Raw genomic sequence first — 19,357 nt, 5'->3', positions numbered from 1 at the left:
TTTTATCTCTTAATTATTTTCAATGTTTTGAGGTGTCGCCCCTCTTCCATTACGTTTACAACATACATCGCTGATCTAAGCCTGGTTCCATTAATTCTGGTGGTTGACTGTTGTAGTTTACCGCTTTGCATGAGTTTACCATATAAATCAAAAAGTTGGTAGGTAAGATTTTTAATCTTAGGACTGTTATTTTCTATAAAGAAGTAATCATCTACAGGATTAGGGAAAGAGCTTATTTCTATACTTGGTTCAGGATCTGGTAGTAATTCGGCCATTTGTATTTCTTCCGGTTGATGTACTCCCTCAGAAATATTATAGTTGGATGAATTATTCAGGTTGGTAAATACCTGGCCAATAGAAAATGAGAATTCACCAAACTCATTCTTACTCGAGCCACCGGAAGCGTTCAGACTGGCTAAAGATGAGTTCAAATCTTCAATCTTTAAGTCATTATTTTGGCATTGGGATGAGGTATACGCAAGTAGCGTAAGTACCAGGATAAAATATTTCATGTAGGCGGAAGAGTAGGTGTGTTGGGGACTTGTGTTCGCTGCTAATGGAGATGTATACTAATTCTGAGTAAAGTATTAATAAGTTAAATCTTTGAAACTATTCATTTCAGGTTTGTATTTGTAGTTAACGTTTGGTTTCCCATTGGGGTCATAACAAACATCAAATAAGAACATTCCCATTCTATTTCCATTAAATTCTAATATAAAATCCCCTGGAAAATCTTCATGAAATATTTTATTACAATTGGCAATGACTTCTCGAAGGTTGGTAGATTTTATAGAATTTTGGAGTTTTTGGGTAATGACTGTAGTGATCATTTTGGTGGCAGAACTTCCTTGATCTTCATTTAAAATCTGAAAAATATCTGGATTCATTTCTGCTCCGAAAGAGTCAGGCTTTGAAATTAATTTATTCCAGAAATTATTTACGTATTGATAGCTCCTTAAAATCTTTTTGTAGGAAAAATTTGTAGTCCTTTTAGTTGATCTATCAGATTTCGCTACTCTGAAGTTGCTTCTGAAGTTTAACTTTTCATTCAGAATATAGCCGGTTACGGCGGTTGATTGATCGATAATGTAGGCAGTTCTTTCCATGAGATTGATTATTGAATCCGATCAAATATATATAATTGTCGTTAAAACGTGCATTTTACTTAAATTTTAACAAATTATAAAAAATTGTGTAGTAGCAGATTACAGCGAATTCTCTTTATTATTTGTTAATGATTCAACTTTCAGACCATTTATTTCTTATAGACTAGTTTGGGGTAAATGGTCTTAATTATCGATAATGTTAACTAATACAATAGAAGTAATAATTTGAAGGAGGCCGATAAAAGGCAACTTTGATGGCTGTGTAGCATGGTTTGAAAAACACCCTCAAAGTTTTGTAATATTAGTATTAAGAAATGATATTCCATTTCTGTAGAAAATGATTATATTGTAATATAATCATCATATTAAAATAGCTGTGTATTTCCCCGAAATGTGTAGATTATATACCCAGAATTTAGCAGATGAAACACCAAAAAGTTGAAGTTGCAATACCCTAGTAATTATGTAATTGTAGGATTACCTAACATATTAATTCCCATAAAATGTTAGTTGTTTCCTTTATTTTAATACAGAGCTGAAAGTTTTTTAAGATGTTAAAAAATGAAAGTTATATAAAGGGTATGAGGTTGCATTGCCCTTCATCTACAATACATGAGGTGTTCCAGAAGCAAGCCACATTATTTGAAAATTCTGTTGCGCTCGAGTACGAGGGGGATTTTATCCTATACAGTGAGTTACAGGAAAAGATTAATAGGAGGGCTAATTGGTTGCAACTATATGGAGTTCTGCCAAACCACATCGTTGCAGTTTCCTTAGAAAGATCTCCGGAATTTATTATCACAATTCTCGCAGTATTACAATGTGGAGCTGCTTATCTTCCAATCGATAGTACATTCCCAAGTTCAAGAACTTCTTTTATGGTTGATGACTCACGGGCAGAGTTTTACATCACGTCCAAAGCAAATCAGGAAGTTAGTATTTCCTGTACTACCATTTTATTAGAAGATATTAAAAAGTCTGAAAGGGATCTTGAAGTTATACCACTTAATTTATCAATTTCTTTAGATGCTATAGCCTATGTGATCTATACCTCGGGATCGACTGGGAAACCAAAAGGTGTAAAAGTGACTCATGCTAACACTATAAATCTATTAACTTCATTAGCTATTGAGCCCGGTATAAATGAAAACGATAAAATCTTTGCTCATACTACCATTTCTTTTGATGCGATGATCATGGAGATCTTTCTTCCTTTACTTCACGGTTCCTGTATAGTAATCGTTGATGAGGAGACAAAGCTGGATGGTAATCTCCTATTGAAAAAAGCGATTAAAGATAAAGTTACTATAATGTTTGGAACACCAAGCATTTGGCAAATTTTATTGGATTCTGGCTGGGAGAAACCACTTAACTTAAAGGCTTTGATAGGTGGTGAATCTCTTCCTTTGTCACTAGCACAAAATTTGCTGCAGAGGTGTAAAGAACTATGGAATTTATATGGTCCTACGGAAGCTACAGTTTGTTGCCTACTCACTAAAATAACTAAAGAGAATACTGCGATTACTATTGGAAAACCAATAGCAAACTCACATATTTATATAGTGGATGAAAGGGGGATTCCAGTAAGCCAGGGGGAAATCGGGGAAATAGTGATTGGTGGAGATGGAGTCTCTTTAGGATATTTATATAGACCTGAACTTACAGCAGCACGCTTCATTCCAGATTCGTCTTCTGAAAAGGAAGAGGCTACAATGTATATGTCTGGTGATTTAGGTAGGTTGCTTCCTAATGGCGAAATTCAATACTTAGGTCGAAAAGACGATCAGGTGAAAATTAGAGGAAATCGTATCGAATTAGGTGAAATAGAAACTGCTCTAAATAAAGTTCCTGGGATTAAAATAGCCTCGGTAATTGTGTATGAAAAACATAATGATTCAAGTCTGGTAGCTTATTTGCAGTCAACAAATTCTGGCAAAGACCCAAAGATCATACAGGAACATTTAGCTGGATTTTTACCAGATTATATGATACCCTCATATTTCATTTGGTTGGAGCAGTTTCCCATAGCTACAAGTGGTAAGATTGATAAAAGAAATCTGCCGGTGCCCGAATTTACAAGGCCAACTTCTTTGCCAGCTTTAAAGAAGCCGCGTACCCAGTTAGAAAAAGATCTTCTAAAAATATGGGAAGAGCAACTCCAGATATCTTACTTAGGAGTAGAAGATAACTTTTTTAGTATGGGAGGAACTTCAATAATGGTTCAAAGGTTAGTAACAAAAATTAAGAACCGATTAAACATTGAAATTCCAGTAACTAAAATTTATCAATTCCCCAGTATTTCAGAGTTGTCCCTGCATATAAATTTAAATAGTGATTCAGAAGAGTCCGAAGAATTAGATAAAGAAACAAATTCGAACGTCTCGAGGGATATCGCTATAATTGGGATGTCTGGAAGATTCCCGGGAGCAAGTTCAATTCAGGAATTATGGACAATACTCAAAGAAGGTAAAGAAACTATTACCTTTTTTGACCCTGAAGAACTGGATTCCTCGATACCTGAAGAATTACGAAATGATCCACTTTATGTGAAAGCCAGGGGCATAATTCCTTCTGCGAAAAAATTTGATGCCTCATTTTTTGGCTTAAATGCAAAGGTAGCAACAGCAATGGATCCACAGCAACGTCTCTTTCTCGAGGTTGCCTGGGAAGCTCTGGAACAAGCAGGGCATTTACCAACTCATTTTAAAGGATCTATTGGTGTGTATGCGGGAACAGGTACTAATACTTATTATAGAAATAACCTGCTTCCAAACCGAGAATTACTGGATATGGTTGGTCATGTACAGGTAGATACCCTCAACGAAAAGGATTATATCGCTACTAGAACTGCTTATCATCTAAATTTAAAGGGTCCCGCAGTAAGTGTACATTCAGCATGCTCAACGTCACTTTTAGCTGTCTCAGAGGCAGTTGAAGCTATAAGAAATGGATATTGCGATGTAGCACTCGCTGGTGGTTCCAGCGTAACCGCGCCAATCAATAGCGGACATCTTTATCAAGAAGGTTCTATGCTTAGCTCAAATGGTCACTGTCGTTCGTTTGACGCCGAAGGCAAAGGAACTGTTTTTAGCGATGGTGCAGGAGTAGTACTTTTAAAAAGCCTGAGTGAAGCTAGAAAGAATGGCGATTTAATTTATGGAGTTATAAAAGGTGTAGGTGTAAATAATGATGGTGGGAGTAAAGGTAGTTTCACAGCGCCCAGTATAGAAGGGCAGGCTGGTTGTATAAAAATGGCATTTAAAGATGCACAAATTTCACCTTCTTCTATTAGCTACATTGAAGCTCATGGAACGGCAACTCCCTTAGGTGATCCTATCGAAGTAGAAGGACTTAAATTAGCATTCGGGAAGCAGAATAAGAAGTCCTACTGTGCTATAGGATCTATCAAAAGCAATATGGGGCATCTTACGGCAGCAGCTGGCGTAGCTGGACTTATAAAGACAGTTCTAGCTATGCATCATCAGCAAATTCCTCCTTCTTTAGGCTATTCAGTTCCAAACCCTAATATCAATTTTAAGAATAGTCCGTTTTATGTGAATGATAAACTACGGGAATGGAATGTAGAGGGTCCACGAAGGGCAGGAGTGAGCTCATTTGGGGTAGGAGGTACCAATGTTCATCTAATACTAGAGGAATATAAGAGTAATCCAAAACCGTCCACATCTGAAAGGCCATGGCAAATCATGGCGTGGTCAGCTAAATCAGAAGAGAGTTTAGAGGCTTATGAGATAGCATTAAAGAAGTATTTAAAGGATAAAAAATCTTATAAAACTCTAGCAGATGTTGCTTATACTTTGAATGTAACGCGCGATATGTTCAATCATAGAAGCTTCATAATTTACAATAACGCTGGAACTTCTGAATTAGATTTTAACTTAGACAGTCCTAAAACGTCTAAGCATTCTAAGTTAGATATTGTTTCCGATGAAATGGTGTTCTTATTTCCAGGCCAGGGTTCACAATACCTTCAAATGGGGAGAAAATTTTATGAACAGGAACACGTTTTCAGAAGAGCAGTAGATGCCTGCGCAACATTATTAATGGATATCCTGGAATTGGATATTAAACAAATCTTATTTCCTAATCCTGACACGCATGAATCAACCGAAGCAGAGATAAGACTTCAGGACACTCAATTTACACAGCCAGCATTATTTGTTATAGAATATGCTCTATCCCAACTTTGGATGAGTTGGGGGATTAAGCCCACCACGCTTTGTGGTCACAGCATTGGAGAATTCGTAGCAGCACATTTAGCTGGGGTTTTCAATCTAAAAGATGCATTAGGATTAGTCGCCATAAGAGGTAGACTGGTTAGCAAACTGCCCGGTGGTAGCATGCTTTCCGTTAGATTGGGTAGTGAAGAAGTGGAGAAAATGTTGCCGGAGGAACTTTCTATTGCGGCATCAAATTCAGATCTTTTATGCGTGGTTTCCGGACCAGAGAAAGTGGTAGTAAGTTTTTCTGAAACATTAAGTGAGCAGAATGTGCTTCACAAAACGTTAGCGACAAGTCACGCATTCCATTCCGAGATGATGAATCCTGTAATAGGTTTATTCGAAGAAGAAGTAAAAAAAATTGAACTAAACCCACCGAAAATTCAGATAATATCCACGGTTACTGGAAAAGTGTTATCTAATGAGGAGGCTACAAGTTCTCAATACTGGGCGAATCATTTGCGACTGCCAGTGCGTTATTCTGAAGCTGTAAATACAATTTTAAATTTGGAAAATCCAGTATTGTTGGAAGTTGGTCCAGGTCGAAGTCTAATAACATTAGCAAAACAAAAGAAAAACGCAAAGCACGTAACTACACTAACTAGTTTGCGAGCCCCAACTGAAGATAAAGATGATTATCACATTATCCTCAATTCGCTAGGTGAACTTTGGTCAAAGGGTTTTGAACCCGATTGGCATTCCTTCTATGCTCAGCAATCCCGACAGAAGGTGTGGCTCCCATCATATGTTTTTAACCGTAAACTTTGTTGGGTAAATCCTCCAGATCAATTGTCCACAGGAAAACTTACTACTAATAGCTCAACAAAAATGGAGGTAATTGATGATGGTAAAAATGAAAATATTACTATGAGAAAGCCTGTAATTATTCAGAAAATATCAGAAATAATATTGAATTCTTCTGGTATTGAATTGGAGCCTGAGGCATTTGAAAGAAGCTTCTTAGAACTTGGTTTAGATTCGCTGATTCTAACACAAATGGCACTAATTCTTAAAAAAGAATTTAATATGCCTATCAGTTTCCGCCAGTTAAATGAAGAATTTGGAACACCAGATTCTCTGGCAAATTATCTGGATAATAACTTACCGCTAGAAATGTTTTCAACAGAAACTAAACATAGTTCCATACAACCAGTAGAGGTTACAGATCATCAACGTGCGACGAAGTCTATTTCAAATCTTTCTCAAAATCAGGACACTAGTTTGGAGATTATTGCTCAGCAAATTAAATTGTTGGGTAAACACATAGAACTACTTCAAGAGAATAGGTCTGTTGCTTTAGTTGCTAAAGAACCTGCAACGAATACATCTAATTTCAAAGAATCTGCGAATCTATTATCTAGTGCTTTGACAGCCGAAGAAAAAAAGGAACATGCAAAACCTTTTGGCGCCTCACCTAGAATTGAAAAACATAATACCAATTTAGATAAGCGGAAACAGGAATTTCTGGAAAAGTTAGTTCAAAGATATTCAGAAAAAACAGCTAAAAGTAAAGAATATACTCAAAAGTACCGGGCGAAAATGGCCGATCCAAGAGTAGTTTCAGGTTTTAAACCATCAACTAAAGAATTGGTATACCCTCTCGTAGTTGAAAAATCATCTGGCAATCGCCTTTGGGATTTAGATGGTAACGAATATATGGATGTTCTTAATGGCTTTGGTTCTTGCATATTTGGTCATCAACCAGAATTTATAACTGATGCACTCCAGGAACAGATTAAGAAAGGTTATGAGATTGGTCCTCAACATCCTCTCGCTGGTGAAGTTTGCGAATTGCTTTGTGAATTTACAAACCATGACAGAGCAGCCATTTGCAATACTGGATCTGAAGCAGTGCTAGGAGCTATGCGTATCGCCAGAACCAGTACAGGACGTTCTTTAATAGTAGCATTTTCTGGTGCTTATCATGGAATAAATGATGAGGCAATTGTAAGAGGTTCTGCGAAAATGAAAACCTTCCCTGCTGCTGCAGGTATTCAATCTGAAGCTGTTCAAAATATGCTGATTTTAGAGTACGGTACAGAGGATACCTTAAAGATATTAAGGGAACGGGCTAATGAATTGGCGGCAGTATTAGTAGAACCTGTACAAAGCCGAAGACCTGAATTTCAGCCAGTAGAATTCCTAAAAGAAGTACGGGAAATAACTACAGCATCCAAAACGGTACTCATTTTTGATGAAATTATTACTGGATTTAGAATGCATCCGGGTGGTGCTCAGGAATTGTTTGGTATTAAAGCAGATCTAGCCACATACGGTAAAGTAATTGGAGGAGGAATGCCTATTGGAGCTATTGTAGGAAAGCGAATGTATATGGATGCTTTAGATGGAGGGTTTTGGCAATATGGAGACAACTCTTATCCGGAAGTTGGTGTAACCTATTTTGCTGGCACATTTGTTAGACATCCACTTGCCCTTTCTGCTGCTAAAGCTTCATTATTGCATATGAAAGAAAAGGGTGGAGATTTTCAGAGGAAATTATCTTTGATGTGTGATAAATTTGCGTCCAATCTTAATCATGAGTTCAAAGATCGAAAATTGCCATTCGAGATAACACATTTTGGATCACTATGGCGTATAAAGTTTTATGAAGATATTCCTTACTCAGAACTACTTTTTGTGCTACTTCGGGAGAAAGGTATTCATGTATGGGAGGGTTTTCCTTGTTTTATGACCTCTGCATTCAAAGATGAGGATATTCAAAATCTTACGCATACTTTTTTAGACTGTGTAGAAGAGCTCACGAAGGCCGATTTTTTACCATCCAGTAATTCCAGCAAAAATAGCGAAACAATGAATCCATCCTCAATCTCCTTGAATAAACCGCCGGTACTTGGTGCAAGACTAGGAAGAGATGAAAATGGAAATCCAGCTTGGTTTGTGGAACAAAAAGGAGAGAATGGAGGTTATTTAAAAATTGATTTATAAATTATAATTTGGTTTGGCTAATTGCATAACTAAAAGATTAATCATCATAGAAAATTAATTTTCCATTGAAAAATTACAGTGATTTTGATCCTTTTGCAGGACCAGAGATTGGTCGTGTGCTTCATACTACAGAAGCGCAAATGGAGATATGGACGGCATGCAAAATAGGCGGCATCAACGCAAATAGGGCTTATAATGAATCTATTTCTCTTGTTTTTAAGGGCAATCTGAATAAAGATTCTATGGACGAAGCTGTTCAAACAATCGTTGAGCGACACGAATCCTTAAGAGCGGTTTTTAGTACTGATGGGAAATTCATGAGCATTTTTAAACATCTTCAAATAGGGCTACGCTATGAAGATGTTTCCAATTTCGCTGAAGCAGATAGAAATAATTCCATAGCATCGATTATTGAAGGAGAAGCTGATTATATCTTCAATTTAGTTCATGGTTCTTTATTTAGAGCGACTCTTATAAAAATTGCAGATTTAGAATATCATTTGGTTTTAACAGCTCACCATATAATTTGCGATGGCTGGTCTTTAGGAGTTTTGATGCAGGAGTTAGGACTATTATACTCAGCTTCGGTTGAAAATATAAACCCGAACCTTCCAAATCCATCCCGCTTTAGTGCATATGCAGATTCTCAGGAATTACTCCTGAAAAGTGATGAATATTATAACATTGAGCATTTTTGGCTAAAGCGATATGAACATTCAATTCCAGAACTCAACTTACCAATAGATTATCCACGCCAATCTACCAGAACCTATAAAAGCCAACGATTAGACTTCCCACTGGATAGTAATATTTTATCAGGATTAAAACGTATAGGCTCCCAAGCAGGTTGTAGTTTAGTTACAACAATACTAGGAGCATTTGAAGTCTTTCTTTATCAATTAACAGGACAAAATGATATTGTGGTAGGTTTACCCGCGGCAGGACAATCTGCAACAGGAAAAACTCATTTAGTAGGTCACTGTGCAAATTTATTGCCATTACGTAGTAGTATCAATAGTAATGTTTCTTTTACTGAATACTTAAATCAACGAAAGCTGGAATTATACGATGCTTATGACCATCAACAGCTGAGTTTTGGACAATTGCTAAAAAAACTGAATACCTCCAGAGATCCATCAAGGGTACCACTTGTGCCAGTGGTTTTTAATATGGATGTTGGCTTAACAAATGGAATAGCATTTTCAGGACTTGAATATACATTGATAAGTAATCCAAGGAAGTATGAAATTTTCGAACTGTTTATTAATGCAAGTGGAACTAATGATAAGCTTGTTTTAGAATGGTCTTTTAATACAGATTTATTTAAAACTGCAACGATACGGCAGATGATGACATCTTTTGAAGATTTGCTAGATGAAATTGTAAGAGGTGCAGATAAAAAAATGAGTCGGATAATTATAGAAAATGACCTTTACGAAAGTTTAAATGAAACTTACGCTAATTTTCCTACTAAACCGCTTCATAAACTTTTAGAAGATCAAGCTATCACAACACCCCAGAGGATAGCTTTGAAATTCAATGATATTGAAATTAGCTACAGAAATTTAAATGATCAGGCTAATCAATTAGCAAATTATTTTCATAGAAGGGGTTTGCGTCCAAATGATTTAATGGGTGTTTGTATTCCCCGATGTCCAGAAATGCTTGTTACATTAATAGCAATTATGAAGTGTGGCGCGGCTTATCTACCTATGGATCCTGAATATCCGGAGGAGCGACTTGAGTTTATGCTACAGGATTCTGAAGCTAAATTTTTAATGACAACTAACAAGTTTTCGAGCTCGCTTTCGGTTGTAAATGAAATTTTTTACTTGGATGAAGCATTTGCAAGCATGGAGCAATTCCCAAAATCTGAACTTGAGCATGAGGTTTCACAGGACTCAGTTGTCTATCTCTTATACACTTCTGGTTCAACCGGTAAGCCTAAAGGAGTACAGATCACTCATCGAAATCTCGTAAATGTATTGTTCGGTATTGATAGTGAACTAGCTATAAATAAGGAGGATAAATTACTGGCCATCACAACGATTTCGTTTGATATTGCCGGTGTAGAACTATATTTGCCTTTATTGAAAGGAGCCTGCGTTGTACTAGGGGATTCTGAAACTACGCGTGACCCAAATTTGATACTGGATCTGGTGGAAAAAGAAGCCATCACTATTCTTCAGGCTACTCCAACAACGTGGCAGATGTTGTTGGATACAAACAGGAACAATGCATTATTCAATTTGAAAGCTATTACTGCCGGTGAAAAACTTACAGCAAACATAGCCTCAAGTTTATTAGTAAGTTGTAAGTCCCTCTGGAATTTATACGGGCCAACCGAGACTACTATATATTCGAGTCTAAAACATATTTTATCGGCAAATGAACCTATAAGCATTGGTCGTCCAATTGCAAATACCCAGATATATATATTAAATGAAAAACTGGAGTTAGTTCCACCCGGAGTCGTTGGGGAAATTGTAGTAGGTGGAGAAGGTGTAGCGACTGGATATTGGAAGCGTGCCGGTTTAAATGCCGAAAAATTTATCAAAGATCCATTTTGTAACTCTGGAAATTCCAGACTATACCGCTCTGGCGATTTGGGGAAATTACTTCCTAATGGAGAGATCCATTGTTTGGGACGCGTGGATAATCAAATCAAAGTAAGAGGACACCGTATTGAGCCAGGTGAAATAGAACAAATTCTCAATGGTATGGAGGACGTGAAAACAGCTGCAGTGACTGCTTATGATAGTTGTCTGGTAGCTCACGTTGTACCAATAAAAATGCTTGAGGATAACAGTGAACAGATTGGACACTGGCGGAATTGCCTGGCTTCTAGTTTACCTGCTTACTTGGTTCCCGATCTGTTTAGAATATCACATGCTTTACCAACCACCCCAAATGGTAAATTAGATCGGAAAGCCCTAATTGAAGAATCTATTACTGAAAAGTCTTATTCCCGAAAAAATATCAAACCAAGGAACCAGACTGAAGAGTTAATTTCTACTATTTGGCAGGAGTGTTTAAATATAGAAAATATAGATGTCACTAGTAACTTTTTTGAATTGGGAGGACATTCCCTTATGGCTGTTCAGGTAGTATCACGACTTGAAAAGCAGCTAGGAAAACGCTTTCCTGTAGCTTTATTATTTGAATACTCTACTATAGAAAAACTAGCAAAGTTTGTAGATACTAAAGATGTAACTTCCTTTACCGGTGATTCATTATTAACTATCAATTCCAGTGGTAGCAAAATACCTTTATATTTTATACATGGGGTAGGTTATAATGCTTTAAAGTTCAAAAATCTATCAGCACAATTGCACAGTGATCAACCAGTTTATGGACTTCAAGGAACTGGTGTTACTGCTTCGGGTACAACGTTAGACTCTGTAGAAAAAATTGCGGCACACTATATCTCAGCTATAAAAAAAATAAATCCAGACGGTCCTTATTCTTTGGCTGGTCATTCATATGGCGGAATAATTGCTTACGAAATGGCTTCACAGTTTAAACACTATGGTGATAAAGTTGAAAAGCTAATTATGTTGGATTCTGATATAGATAATGTTTTCTTTCATAAAACATTAGTCAAAAAACAAATTGCTTCCATTACAAACACTGCTGGAAAAATGGTTTTCACTTTGAAACAAATGAGTAAGAGCAAGGCTAAATTTGATTTTTATTTTAATCGGAAAAAAGATAAGGTTATTAAGCAATATTTTTCAAAATATGCTGAAAATAAAAACCAAATAATAGAGGAACAGCAAATTCTGAGAATTGAAGAGCAAAACAACCGTATGATCAGAAAGTATCATATAAAGCCGCAATTAATTGAAGTTGATTTACTTAGAGCAGTAAATAATATTGACTATATGAGAGATCCAGTTTCTTTGGGATGGAAAGATTTAGCTCTTAATGGTTTAAAAGTTCACGATGTTACAGGAGATCATCTTAGTATGCTCTTACCTCCAAATGATATAGTGACAGCTAAAATTTTACAGGATATTCTAGATCGTTAAGAATGTTAGTAGGTCTCGTAACCTTACAATTTTGAACTATCTATAAATTCAGCCTTATTAAAACTGTCCAATTGGTCCTTAAAAGCTAAATGGCACATTGCGTTGGTATTGATAAGCAACTCTTCAATAAAATAATGGCTGTTTTCAAATTGGGTTTGTCTATTTTTAATTTCAAAAGACCTGAGTGAATCAATGATCCCACAGCCATTAGCTTTTAATACAGCTTCCTTCTGGGTCCAATATTCAAAGAAGGCCGAGTCTGGATGTTCTGCTCTATATATATAATTCCATTCATAATCAGTCATTTGCTCCTTGAAATCTATGATTTCAATATTCCGGATTATCTCAATATCGATTCCGATTTCACAACAATCTGAAAGTGCACAGACAACAATTTGTCCTGAATGAGATATATTAAAGTGCAAATTTTCTATTTCTAGAATAGGTTTAGAGTTGTTTTTTGTAGCCGTTTGCAGATTGAAATAGTTAAACCCTAACTTTTGTAAACCATTTTTCAATAAAAGAGTTCCTAACATTGAAGATTGAGCATCTTTCCAATTAAAATACCGCGTTATTTTTTTATCATATAGAGCTGAAAAATTCTGAGAGAATTTTTGAAGCATTTGGCTATGTATAGTCTTGTTTAAGTAAGTATAATAGATATAGGTCATCTTTCTTTTTACATAGTGAATTAGTTCGGCCACATTGATGTCTCATCAAAATGTAGAATTAAGTCGGTTTATCCCTCAATTGGTTATTTTAATTTTCAAATTAGATAATGTTCCAACGAGATAAAGATTTTTAGAAATATAGGTCGTTTGATATAACATATTGCAAGGCTCTAGATTAAGAAGGAGACCATTTCTTATGAATTATTAATATTCAAACTGTTCGAGTATCATACTAATACTATGAACGAGGATTCTAAACTATAAAGTACGTTTATAAGTGAATGTAAAGCAAGATGCTATCAGCTGAATATCTTTCAACAATGGATTATTCTAAGATTACCATAAGTTTCGCAAACGACTAAGCCTCGAACCTTTCATTACGTCATCTTAATTAAACACTGTAAGGTTTTGGATAGAGTTGAGACGAAATCCCGGCCTGTAGAGATACAGGTTTCAAATTTTAGATTTATGACCAAACATATAAATTATTCTATTCTGGATCTTGCAGTAGTAGGCCAGGATATTTCACATTCTCAGGTTTTCAAAAATACCGTAGACCTTGCTCAGCAGGGAGAAGAACTGGGGTATAAAAGACTCTGGCTCGCTGAGCATCATAATATGGTGAGTATCGCGAGCTCTGCAACAACCGTTCTTATGAGTCATGTCGCGGCTAAAACTGAGAGCATTCGTATTGGAAGTGGAGGGATTATGTTGCCAAATCACTCTCCGTTAATTGTGGCTGAACAGTTTGGAACTTTAGGGTCGCTTTATCCAGACAGGATCGATATGGGACTTGGCCGGGCTCCGGGAACAGACCAGGTAACTGCGCACGCGATTCGAAGTGATCGCATGAATTCTGTTTTTAAATTTCCGCATGAGATCGATGAAATTCAGCGTTACTTTAAGAATAGCTTAAAATCTACAAAAGTGAGAGCGACTGTTGCTGAAGGGGTTAACGTGCCTATGTACGTTTTAGGTTCGAGCACAGATAGTGCTCATGTGGCTGCAGAAAAGGGGCTTCCTTATGTTTTTGCCAGTCATTTTGCACCAGGACAGTTATTTGAAGCTATGGAAATTTATTACAGGGAATTCCAGCCTTCAGCATATCTTGAAAAACCTTATACCATCGCAGGGATCAATGTGACCGCCGCAGAGAACAACGAAGAAGCCGAAAAACTTTCTACCAGTTCGCTTAGAATGATGGTAGGTGTTCTTACAGGAAACCTGGACTATTTGCAAAAACCGGTTGAAATGGATGCTGAATTACGTGAAGTTCGCGACAATCCCGCTTTACAAAGAATGCTGAAATATTCTTTCGTAGGGGACAAACAGCACATCAAGCAAAAAACTGAAGAATTTCTGAAGGATACCGGGGTTGATGAGGTCATTGTCGCTTCTCATATCTACCATCAGGAAGATAGACTTAGGTCTTACCGCATTTTTTCAGAAGTGATGCAGGAGATGAATTCCTAAACTTCCTTAAATGCTTGAGCCCAGTCGTTAAGTAAGGTTAAATTACTACTTACAGTACTTGCCGTATTTGACATATGCATTCAAATCCATTATCTTGAAAATAAAAAGATTATGGAAAAGGTAGTAAAGATCAAATCGATTGGGCAGGTGACACATGATGTAAAGCAATTCATTGTCGAAAAACCCGAGGGCTATGAGTTTACACCCGGGCATGCCACAGAAATTTCGATCAACCAGGAAGAGTGGAAGGATGAAAAAAGACCTTTTACTTTCACCAGTTTGAATGAAGATGATCATCTCGAGTTTACCATCAAGATCTATCCAGATCATGACGGAGTAACAGAGCAATTAGCCAAACTGAAGGAAGGTGATGAATTGATTGTAAGAGATACCTGGGGTGCCATCGAATATAAAGGTCCCGGATATATCATTGCCGGAGGAGCCGGAATCACACCATATATTTCTATGCTAAGAGATCTTAAGAAGAAAGATAAACTGGAAGGCATGAATTTATTTTTCAGTAATAAGACTGATAAGGATATTATTCTAAAACAGGAGCTTGATAGCATGCTTGGTGAAAATGCTACGTATGTAATTACAGATCAGGAAGACACAAAGCATACAAATGCTTATTTGAATGAAGAATTCTTCAAGAATAACATATCTGACCTTAGTAAACAATTTTACGTGTGCGGACCACCTGAAATGACGGAAGAGATCAATAAAACTTTAAAAAGTATGGGAGCAGATACCGATGCTGTTCAGTTGGATGATCAATAGTCCATCTAATATATATAAAAAAAGGCCGGAATTTTTTCCGGCCTTTTTTGTTATGATTGCTCTTCAGCATAAGCTTTAAAACTTTCAAGAATAGATTTCCAGCCTTGTTCTTGCTGTTCTACCGGATTCTCATCTTCTGTATCCAGAGTCTCTTTTATCATTACTGTACCATCTTCTTCTGAAAAAGTTACTTCAGCATTCCTGCCATCCTCAAGTTCATAGGTGAGTTTCTCTTTTTCTCTGACCTCTTTGTAAGTTCCGGCGAAATCAAAACCTATTTTTCCATCTTCAGATTCCATCCTGTATTTGAACTTTCCGCCCTCCTTAAGTTCATTTTCGGCGTTGGGACATAACCAATCTTCACTGGCTTTGTTCCATTTAGTAATATGTTCAGGTTTAGTCCAGTATTCCCAAACCTGGTCTAGTTTTGCATGTATCTTACTCTCAATTTCGATCTTTCCTTCTGATGCCATAATTGTACTTTTTATTTAAATATATCAAAAATTGATTGCGCAGTGAGATTATTTAGCAGACTTATCGGTTTTGTTTAACATTTTGATTCTAGTATCTCCATAAAATGTAAACAGGAAATATCCGAAGACCAGATACATCATTTCCAAGGAACCTTCCATAGAATCTTCTATGTAGAGAACCAGGTCTACTGCGATTTCAATGATCGAGATACCAAACTAAAAGAATAAATGAATTTTACGGTCATGAGAAATTTCCGGAGCCTAATGCTTGATTTTTCTGAAGCCAACTAAAGAAAATGCCAGATTTCATGATCTATAAATTAGTGGGTGGTAAGAACAGCCGCTACAATAAGTGGTACCGTAATTAAAGCTGATACTACCGCTGGTTTGGTCCAGCTTTTCCGAATAAATTCTCTTTCCATTCCTATATACCTATTCCAGAAATATTCTGTTAGAATCAAAGCGCCGCCTAGATTCAGCATTAGGCCAATGTAAGTAGTGGAGAAATTAAATACGGTATAGGCGTGACCAGCAGTATATAAAAGTGCAAAGAGCAGTACCTGCCATTTTCCTTTATTCTCCTTAACGCTGTTCAGGTTGCTCATAAGAATAACTGCTCCAAAGATCGTGGAGAAGAGCAGGCAGAACATGAAAATAACTCTTTTCGAATATAGCGCGGGTATGAGTTCTGTTATTTCATTGTCTTCAAATTCATCGTGGTTATGATCTGTTTCTGGTTTGGGGTTTTCAGACCTGTGTGTCATATAGGTTCAGCAAGATTTTTATAATTCAAAATCGAATTTCAGAAAAAGCAATCTATCAAATTTAAATGATGTCATGACAAAAATCTACAATAGAATTCCATTCAGAAATAATAACACTCGCAATAATAGCAAGCACAATTAAAAACAGGATCAGGAGCCAGTCTATAGATTTGAGCAACTTCATCATTATTTTTATATAAGATATAGTGCAGTGTAGGGCCTCTAAATATTCAGTTTTTTATTAAATTAAGGCTTAAAATTAATATTAAAAATTAAACTTTTCACGGTTAGGTTTGAAAACTTTAATTGTATAAATTACAGCAATTCGGTAGCGAGCTATTTGATATAACTATCATTATATAAAAACTATAGATAAAAATTATCGAATACCTTTTCGTAACTTCGAATTCTAATCCAATTTATTAATCTAATACTTAACAAAATGGGAAAAAATAATTCTGGAAGCGACGATAATCATAAGGTTTGGGAAGTCAATGAATCCAGTAAATGTCCATTTATGGGAGGAGCTCTTAAGAACTCTGCCGGTAATGGGACATCCAACCGGGATTGGTGGCCAAATCAGCTAAATCTCAATATATTAAAACAGCATTCTACGTTAACCGATCCTATGGACGATGACTTTAACTATGCTGAAGAATTTAAAAGTCTTGATCTGGCTGCGGTGAAGCAGGATCTTTATGATCTAATGACCGACTCCCAGGACTGGTGGCCGGCAGATTATGGTCACTACGGACCATTTTTTATTCGTATGGCCTGGCATAGTGCCGGTACGTACAGGATTGGAGATGGTCGTGGAGGAGCTGGTTCTGGACAACAGAGATTTGCTCCGCTAAATAGCTGGCCAGATAACGCGAATCTCGATAAGGCGAGATTACTATTATGGCCAATTAAAAAGAAATATGGTAGAAAACTGTCCTGGGCAGATCTACTGGTACTAGCCGGGAATTGTGCTCATGAATCTATGGGCTTACCAATGTTTGGTTTTGCCGGTGGTCGTGAAGACGTATGGGAACCAGAAAACGATGTTTACTGGGGATCTGAAAGCGAATGGTTGGATAATGAAGAAAGATATGCTGAAGGCGATCTTGAAAGTCCGCTTGGAGCAGCGCATATGGGATTAATTTATGTAAATCCTGAAGGACATAACGGGAATCCAGATCCGGTAGAGTCGGCTTCTTATATTCGTGATACCTTCGGAAGAATGGCGATGAACGATTATGAAACTGTTGCTTTGATCGCGGGTGGTCACACCTTCGGAAAAACTCACGGTGCTGCAGATCCTGAAAAATACGTGGAAGCTGAACCAGCTGCTGCAGGGATCGAAATGCAGAGTATGGGATGGCAAAATACCTACAATTCTGGAAAAGGGGCCGATACGATCACTAGTGGTATTGAGGGAGCCTGGACAGATACTCCAACAAAATGGAGTAATACGTACTTCGAAAATCTATTCAAGTACGACTGGGAATGCATAAAAGGGCCTGGTGGAGCATACCAATGGCAGCCTAAGGATAATGCCGGAGCAGGAACTGTTCCAGATGCGCATGACCCTAATAAGAAACATGCACCATTTATGTTGACAACAGATCTTTCTTTAAAGATGGATCCAGAGTATGAAAAGATCTCAAGAAACTTTCTTGAAAATCCTGAAGAGTTTGCAGATGCTTATTCCCGTGCGTGGTTTAAACTAACGCACCGTGATATGGGACCTATCGAAAGATATTTAGGTCCAGAAGTTCCACAGGAGGAACTGTTATGGCAGGATCCTATTCCAAAAGTTGAACATGAGATCATCAACGATCAGGATGTGGAAAGCTTGAAGTCTAAGATTCTTGATAGCGGACTTTCTACTGCAGCGATGGTTTCTGCAGCATGGGCTTCGGCTTCAACTTTTAGAGGTTCCGATAAACGTGGTGGTGCCAATGGTGCACGTGTACGTTTAGCTCCGCAAAAAGGATGGGAAGTGAATAATCCGCCACAACTAGGAAAAGTGATCCAGACACTGGAAGGAATTCAGTCAGATTTCAATAATTCAGAGGATTCTAAAAAAGTGTCTATAGCAGATCTTATCGTGCTTGCTGGTTGTGCAGCAGTTGAGAAAGCAGCTAAAGACGCAGGGCATGATGTAAAAGTGCCATTTACTCCGGGACGTGCAGATGCCACCCAGGAAAAGACCGATGTGGAAGCATTTGAGCCACTGGAGCCTAATGCAGATGGTTTTAGAAACTACTTCGGAAACAGGGATAACATCTCAGCTTCAGCTGAAGCATTGTTGATCGATAGAGCACAACTGCTAACTCTAACTGCTCCTGAAATGACAGTTCTGGTAGGAGGAATGAGATCTATTGGTGCCAATTACGATGGTTCCAAACATGGAGTTTTCACAGACAGACCGGGACAATTAACGAACGATTTCTTTAAGAATATTCTTGATTTTGGAGTGACCTGGAAGGCAACTTCAGAAAATGATCAATTCTTTGAAGGAAGAGATAGAAGAACTGGCGATGTGAAATATACCGGAAGCAGAGTGGATCTAATCTTTGGATCAAATTCAGAATTAAGAGCACTGGCGGAGGTTTATGCAACAGATGATGTTGAAGCGAAATTTGTAAAAGATTTTGTGAAGGCCTGGGATAAGGTAATGAACCTGGATCGTTACGATCTCAAGGCTTAATATTTATCTAATAAATTAGAAAAGGGTGGCATTTGGCCGCCCTTTTTTATTCTAGGTCAATACACGAAATACTGGACAGATTTAAGAAGGAGGCTTACTATAAAAATCACAAATACAGCAAGAATTATAAAGCTAACCAGGTTAAGCACTATACGACTACCTGCAAGATCATACCTGTTA

11 protein-coding genes are annotated in these 19,357 nt (G+C 37.2%); 5 read left to right on the top strand and 6 right to left on the bottom strand.

Annotation, left to right across the window (positions count from 1 at the left end; all coding sequences use genetic code 11):
• Positions 1–2: 2 nt before the first annotated feature.
• Both ABVM50_RS03215 and ABVM50_RS03210 read right to left on the bottom strand, forming a co-directional pair.
• The gene (locus ABVM50_RS03215; protein WP_405199933.1) at positions 3–512 is read right to left on the bottom strand and encodes a T9SS type A sorting domain-containing protein; all 510 of its coding nucleotides are present in this window, start codon (positions 510–512) and stop codon (positions 3–5) included.
• 75 nt (positions 513–587) lie between these two features.
• A complete protein-coding gene (locus ABVM50_RS03210; RefSeq protein ID WP_405199932.1) occupies positions 588–1,106 on the bottom strand; it encodes a hypothetical protein in 519 nt (172 codons plus the stop codon).
• A gap of 551 nt (positions 1,107–1,657) precedes the next feature.
• Between ABVM50_RS03210 and ABVM50_RS03205 the strand changes: the two genes are divergently transcribed.
• Both ABVM50_RS03205 and ABVM50_RS03200 read left to right on the top strand, forming a co-directional pair.
• Positions 1,658–8,290 carry an amino acid adenylation domain-containing protein gene (locus tag ABVM50_RS03205; protein WP_405199931.1) on the top strand — a complete coding sequence of 2,211 codons (6,633 nt, stop codon included), beginning with the start codon at positions 1,658–1,660 and terminating at the stop codon, positions 8,288–8,290.
• A 65-nt stretch (positions 8,291–8,355) separates the two neighbouring features.
• A complete protein-coding gene (locus ABVM50_RS03200; RefSeq protein WP_405199930.1) occupies positions 8,356–12,321 on the top strand; it encodes a non-ribosomal peptide synthetase in 3,966 nt (1,321 codons plus the stop codon).
• 23 nt (positions 12,322–12,344) lie between these two features.
• Here ABVM50_RS03200 and ABVM50_RS03195 read toward each other — a convergent pair whose 3' ends face one another.
• Positions 12,345–12,944: a 4'-phosphopantetheinyl transferase family protein gene (locus tag ABVM50_RS03195; protein ID WP_405199929.1), complete on the bottom strand. Its 600-nt coding sequence runs from the start codon at positions 12,942–12,944 to the stop codon at positions 12,345–12,347.
• A 516-nt stretch (positions 12,945–13,460) separates the two neighbouring features.
• Here ABVM50_RS03195 and ABVM50_RS03190 point away from each other — a divergent pair.
• Together ABVM50_RS03190 and ABVM50_RS03185 are read left to right on the top strand one after the other, a co-directional pair.
• Positions 13,461–14,465 carry an LLM class flavin-dependent oxidoreductase gene (locus ABVM50_RS03190; protein WP_405199928.1) on the top strand — a complete coding sequence of 335 codons (1,005 nt, stop codon included), beginning with the start codon at positions 13,461–13,463 and terminating at the stop codon, positions 14,463–14,465.
• A 111-nt stretch (positions 14,466–14,576) separates the two neighbouring features.
• Positions 14,577–15,245: an FAD-binding oxidoreductase gene (locus ABVM50_RS03185; protein WP_405199927.1), complete on the top strand. Its 669-nt coding sequence runs from the start codon at positions 14,577–14,579 to the stop codon at positions 15,243–15,245.
• A gap of 50 nt (positions 15,246–15,295) precedes the next feature.
• Here the strand turns inward: ABVM50_RS03185 and ABVM50_RS03180 are convergent, their stop codons facing one another.
• The 3 genes from ABVM50_RS03180 to ABVM50_RS03170 form a co-directional block, all read right to left on the bottom strand.
• Positions 15,296–15,718 (bottom strand): SRPBCC domain-containing protein, encoded by a 423-nt coding sequence (locus ABVM50_RS03180; protein ID WP_405199926.1) that lies wholly within the window; start codon positions 15,716–15,718, stop codon positions 15,296–15,298.
• A gap of 320 nt (positions 15,719–16,038) precedes the next feature.
• Complete coding sequence (locus ABVM50_RS03175) at positions 16,039–16,482, bottom strand: hypothetical protein (RefSeq protein WP_405199925.1); 444 nt, start codon at positions 16,480–16,482, stop codon at positions 16,039–16,041.
• Between the two features lie 61 nt (positions 16,483–16,543).
• Positions 16,544–16,669 (bottom strand): hypothetical protein, encoded by a 126-nt coding sequence (locus ABVM50_RS03170; protein WP_260443467.1) that lies wholly within the window; start codon positions 16,667–16,669, stop codon positions 16,544–16,546.
• 255 nt (positions 16,670–16,924) lie between these two features.
• Here ABVM50_RS03170 and katG point away from each other — a divergent pair, with 255 nt between their 5' ends.
• Entirely contained in the window at positions 16,925–19,177 is a 2,253-nt protein-coding gene (gene katG / locus ABVM50_RS03165; protein WP_405199924.1) for a catalase/peroxidase HPI, read from the top strand.
• Positions 19,178–19,357 lie beyond the last annotated feature (180 nt).

This window comes from Christiangramia sp. LLG6405-1 (assembly GCF_045055805.1).
In the GTDB taxonomy this organism is placed as follows: Bacteria; Bacteroidota; Bacteroidia; order Flavobacteriales; family Flavobacteriaceae; genus Christiangramia.
This window is presented reverse-complemented; position numbering and strand designations above follow the sequence as displayed.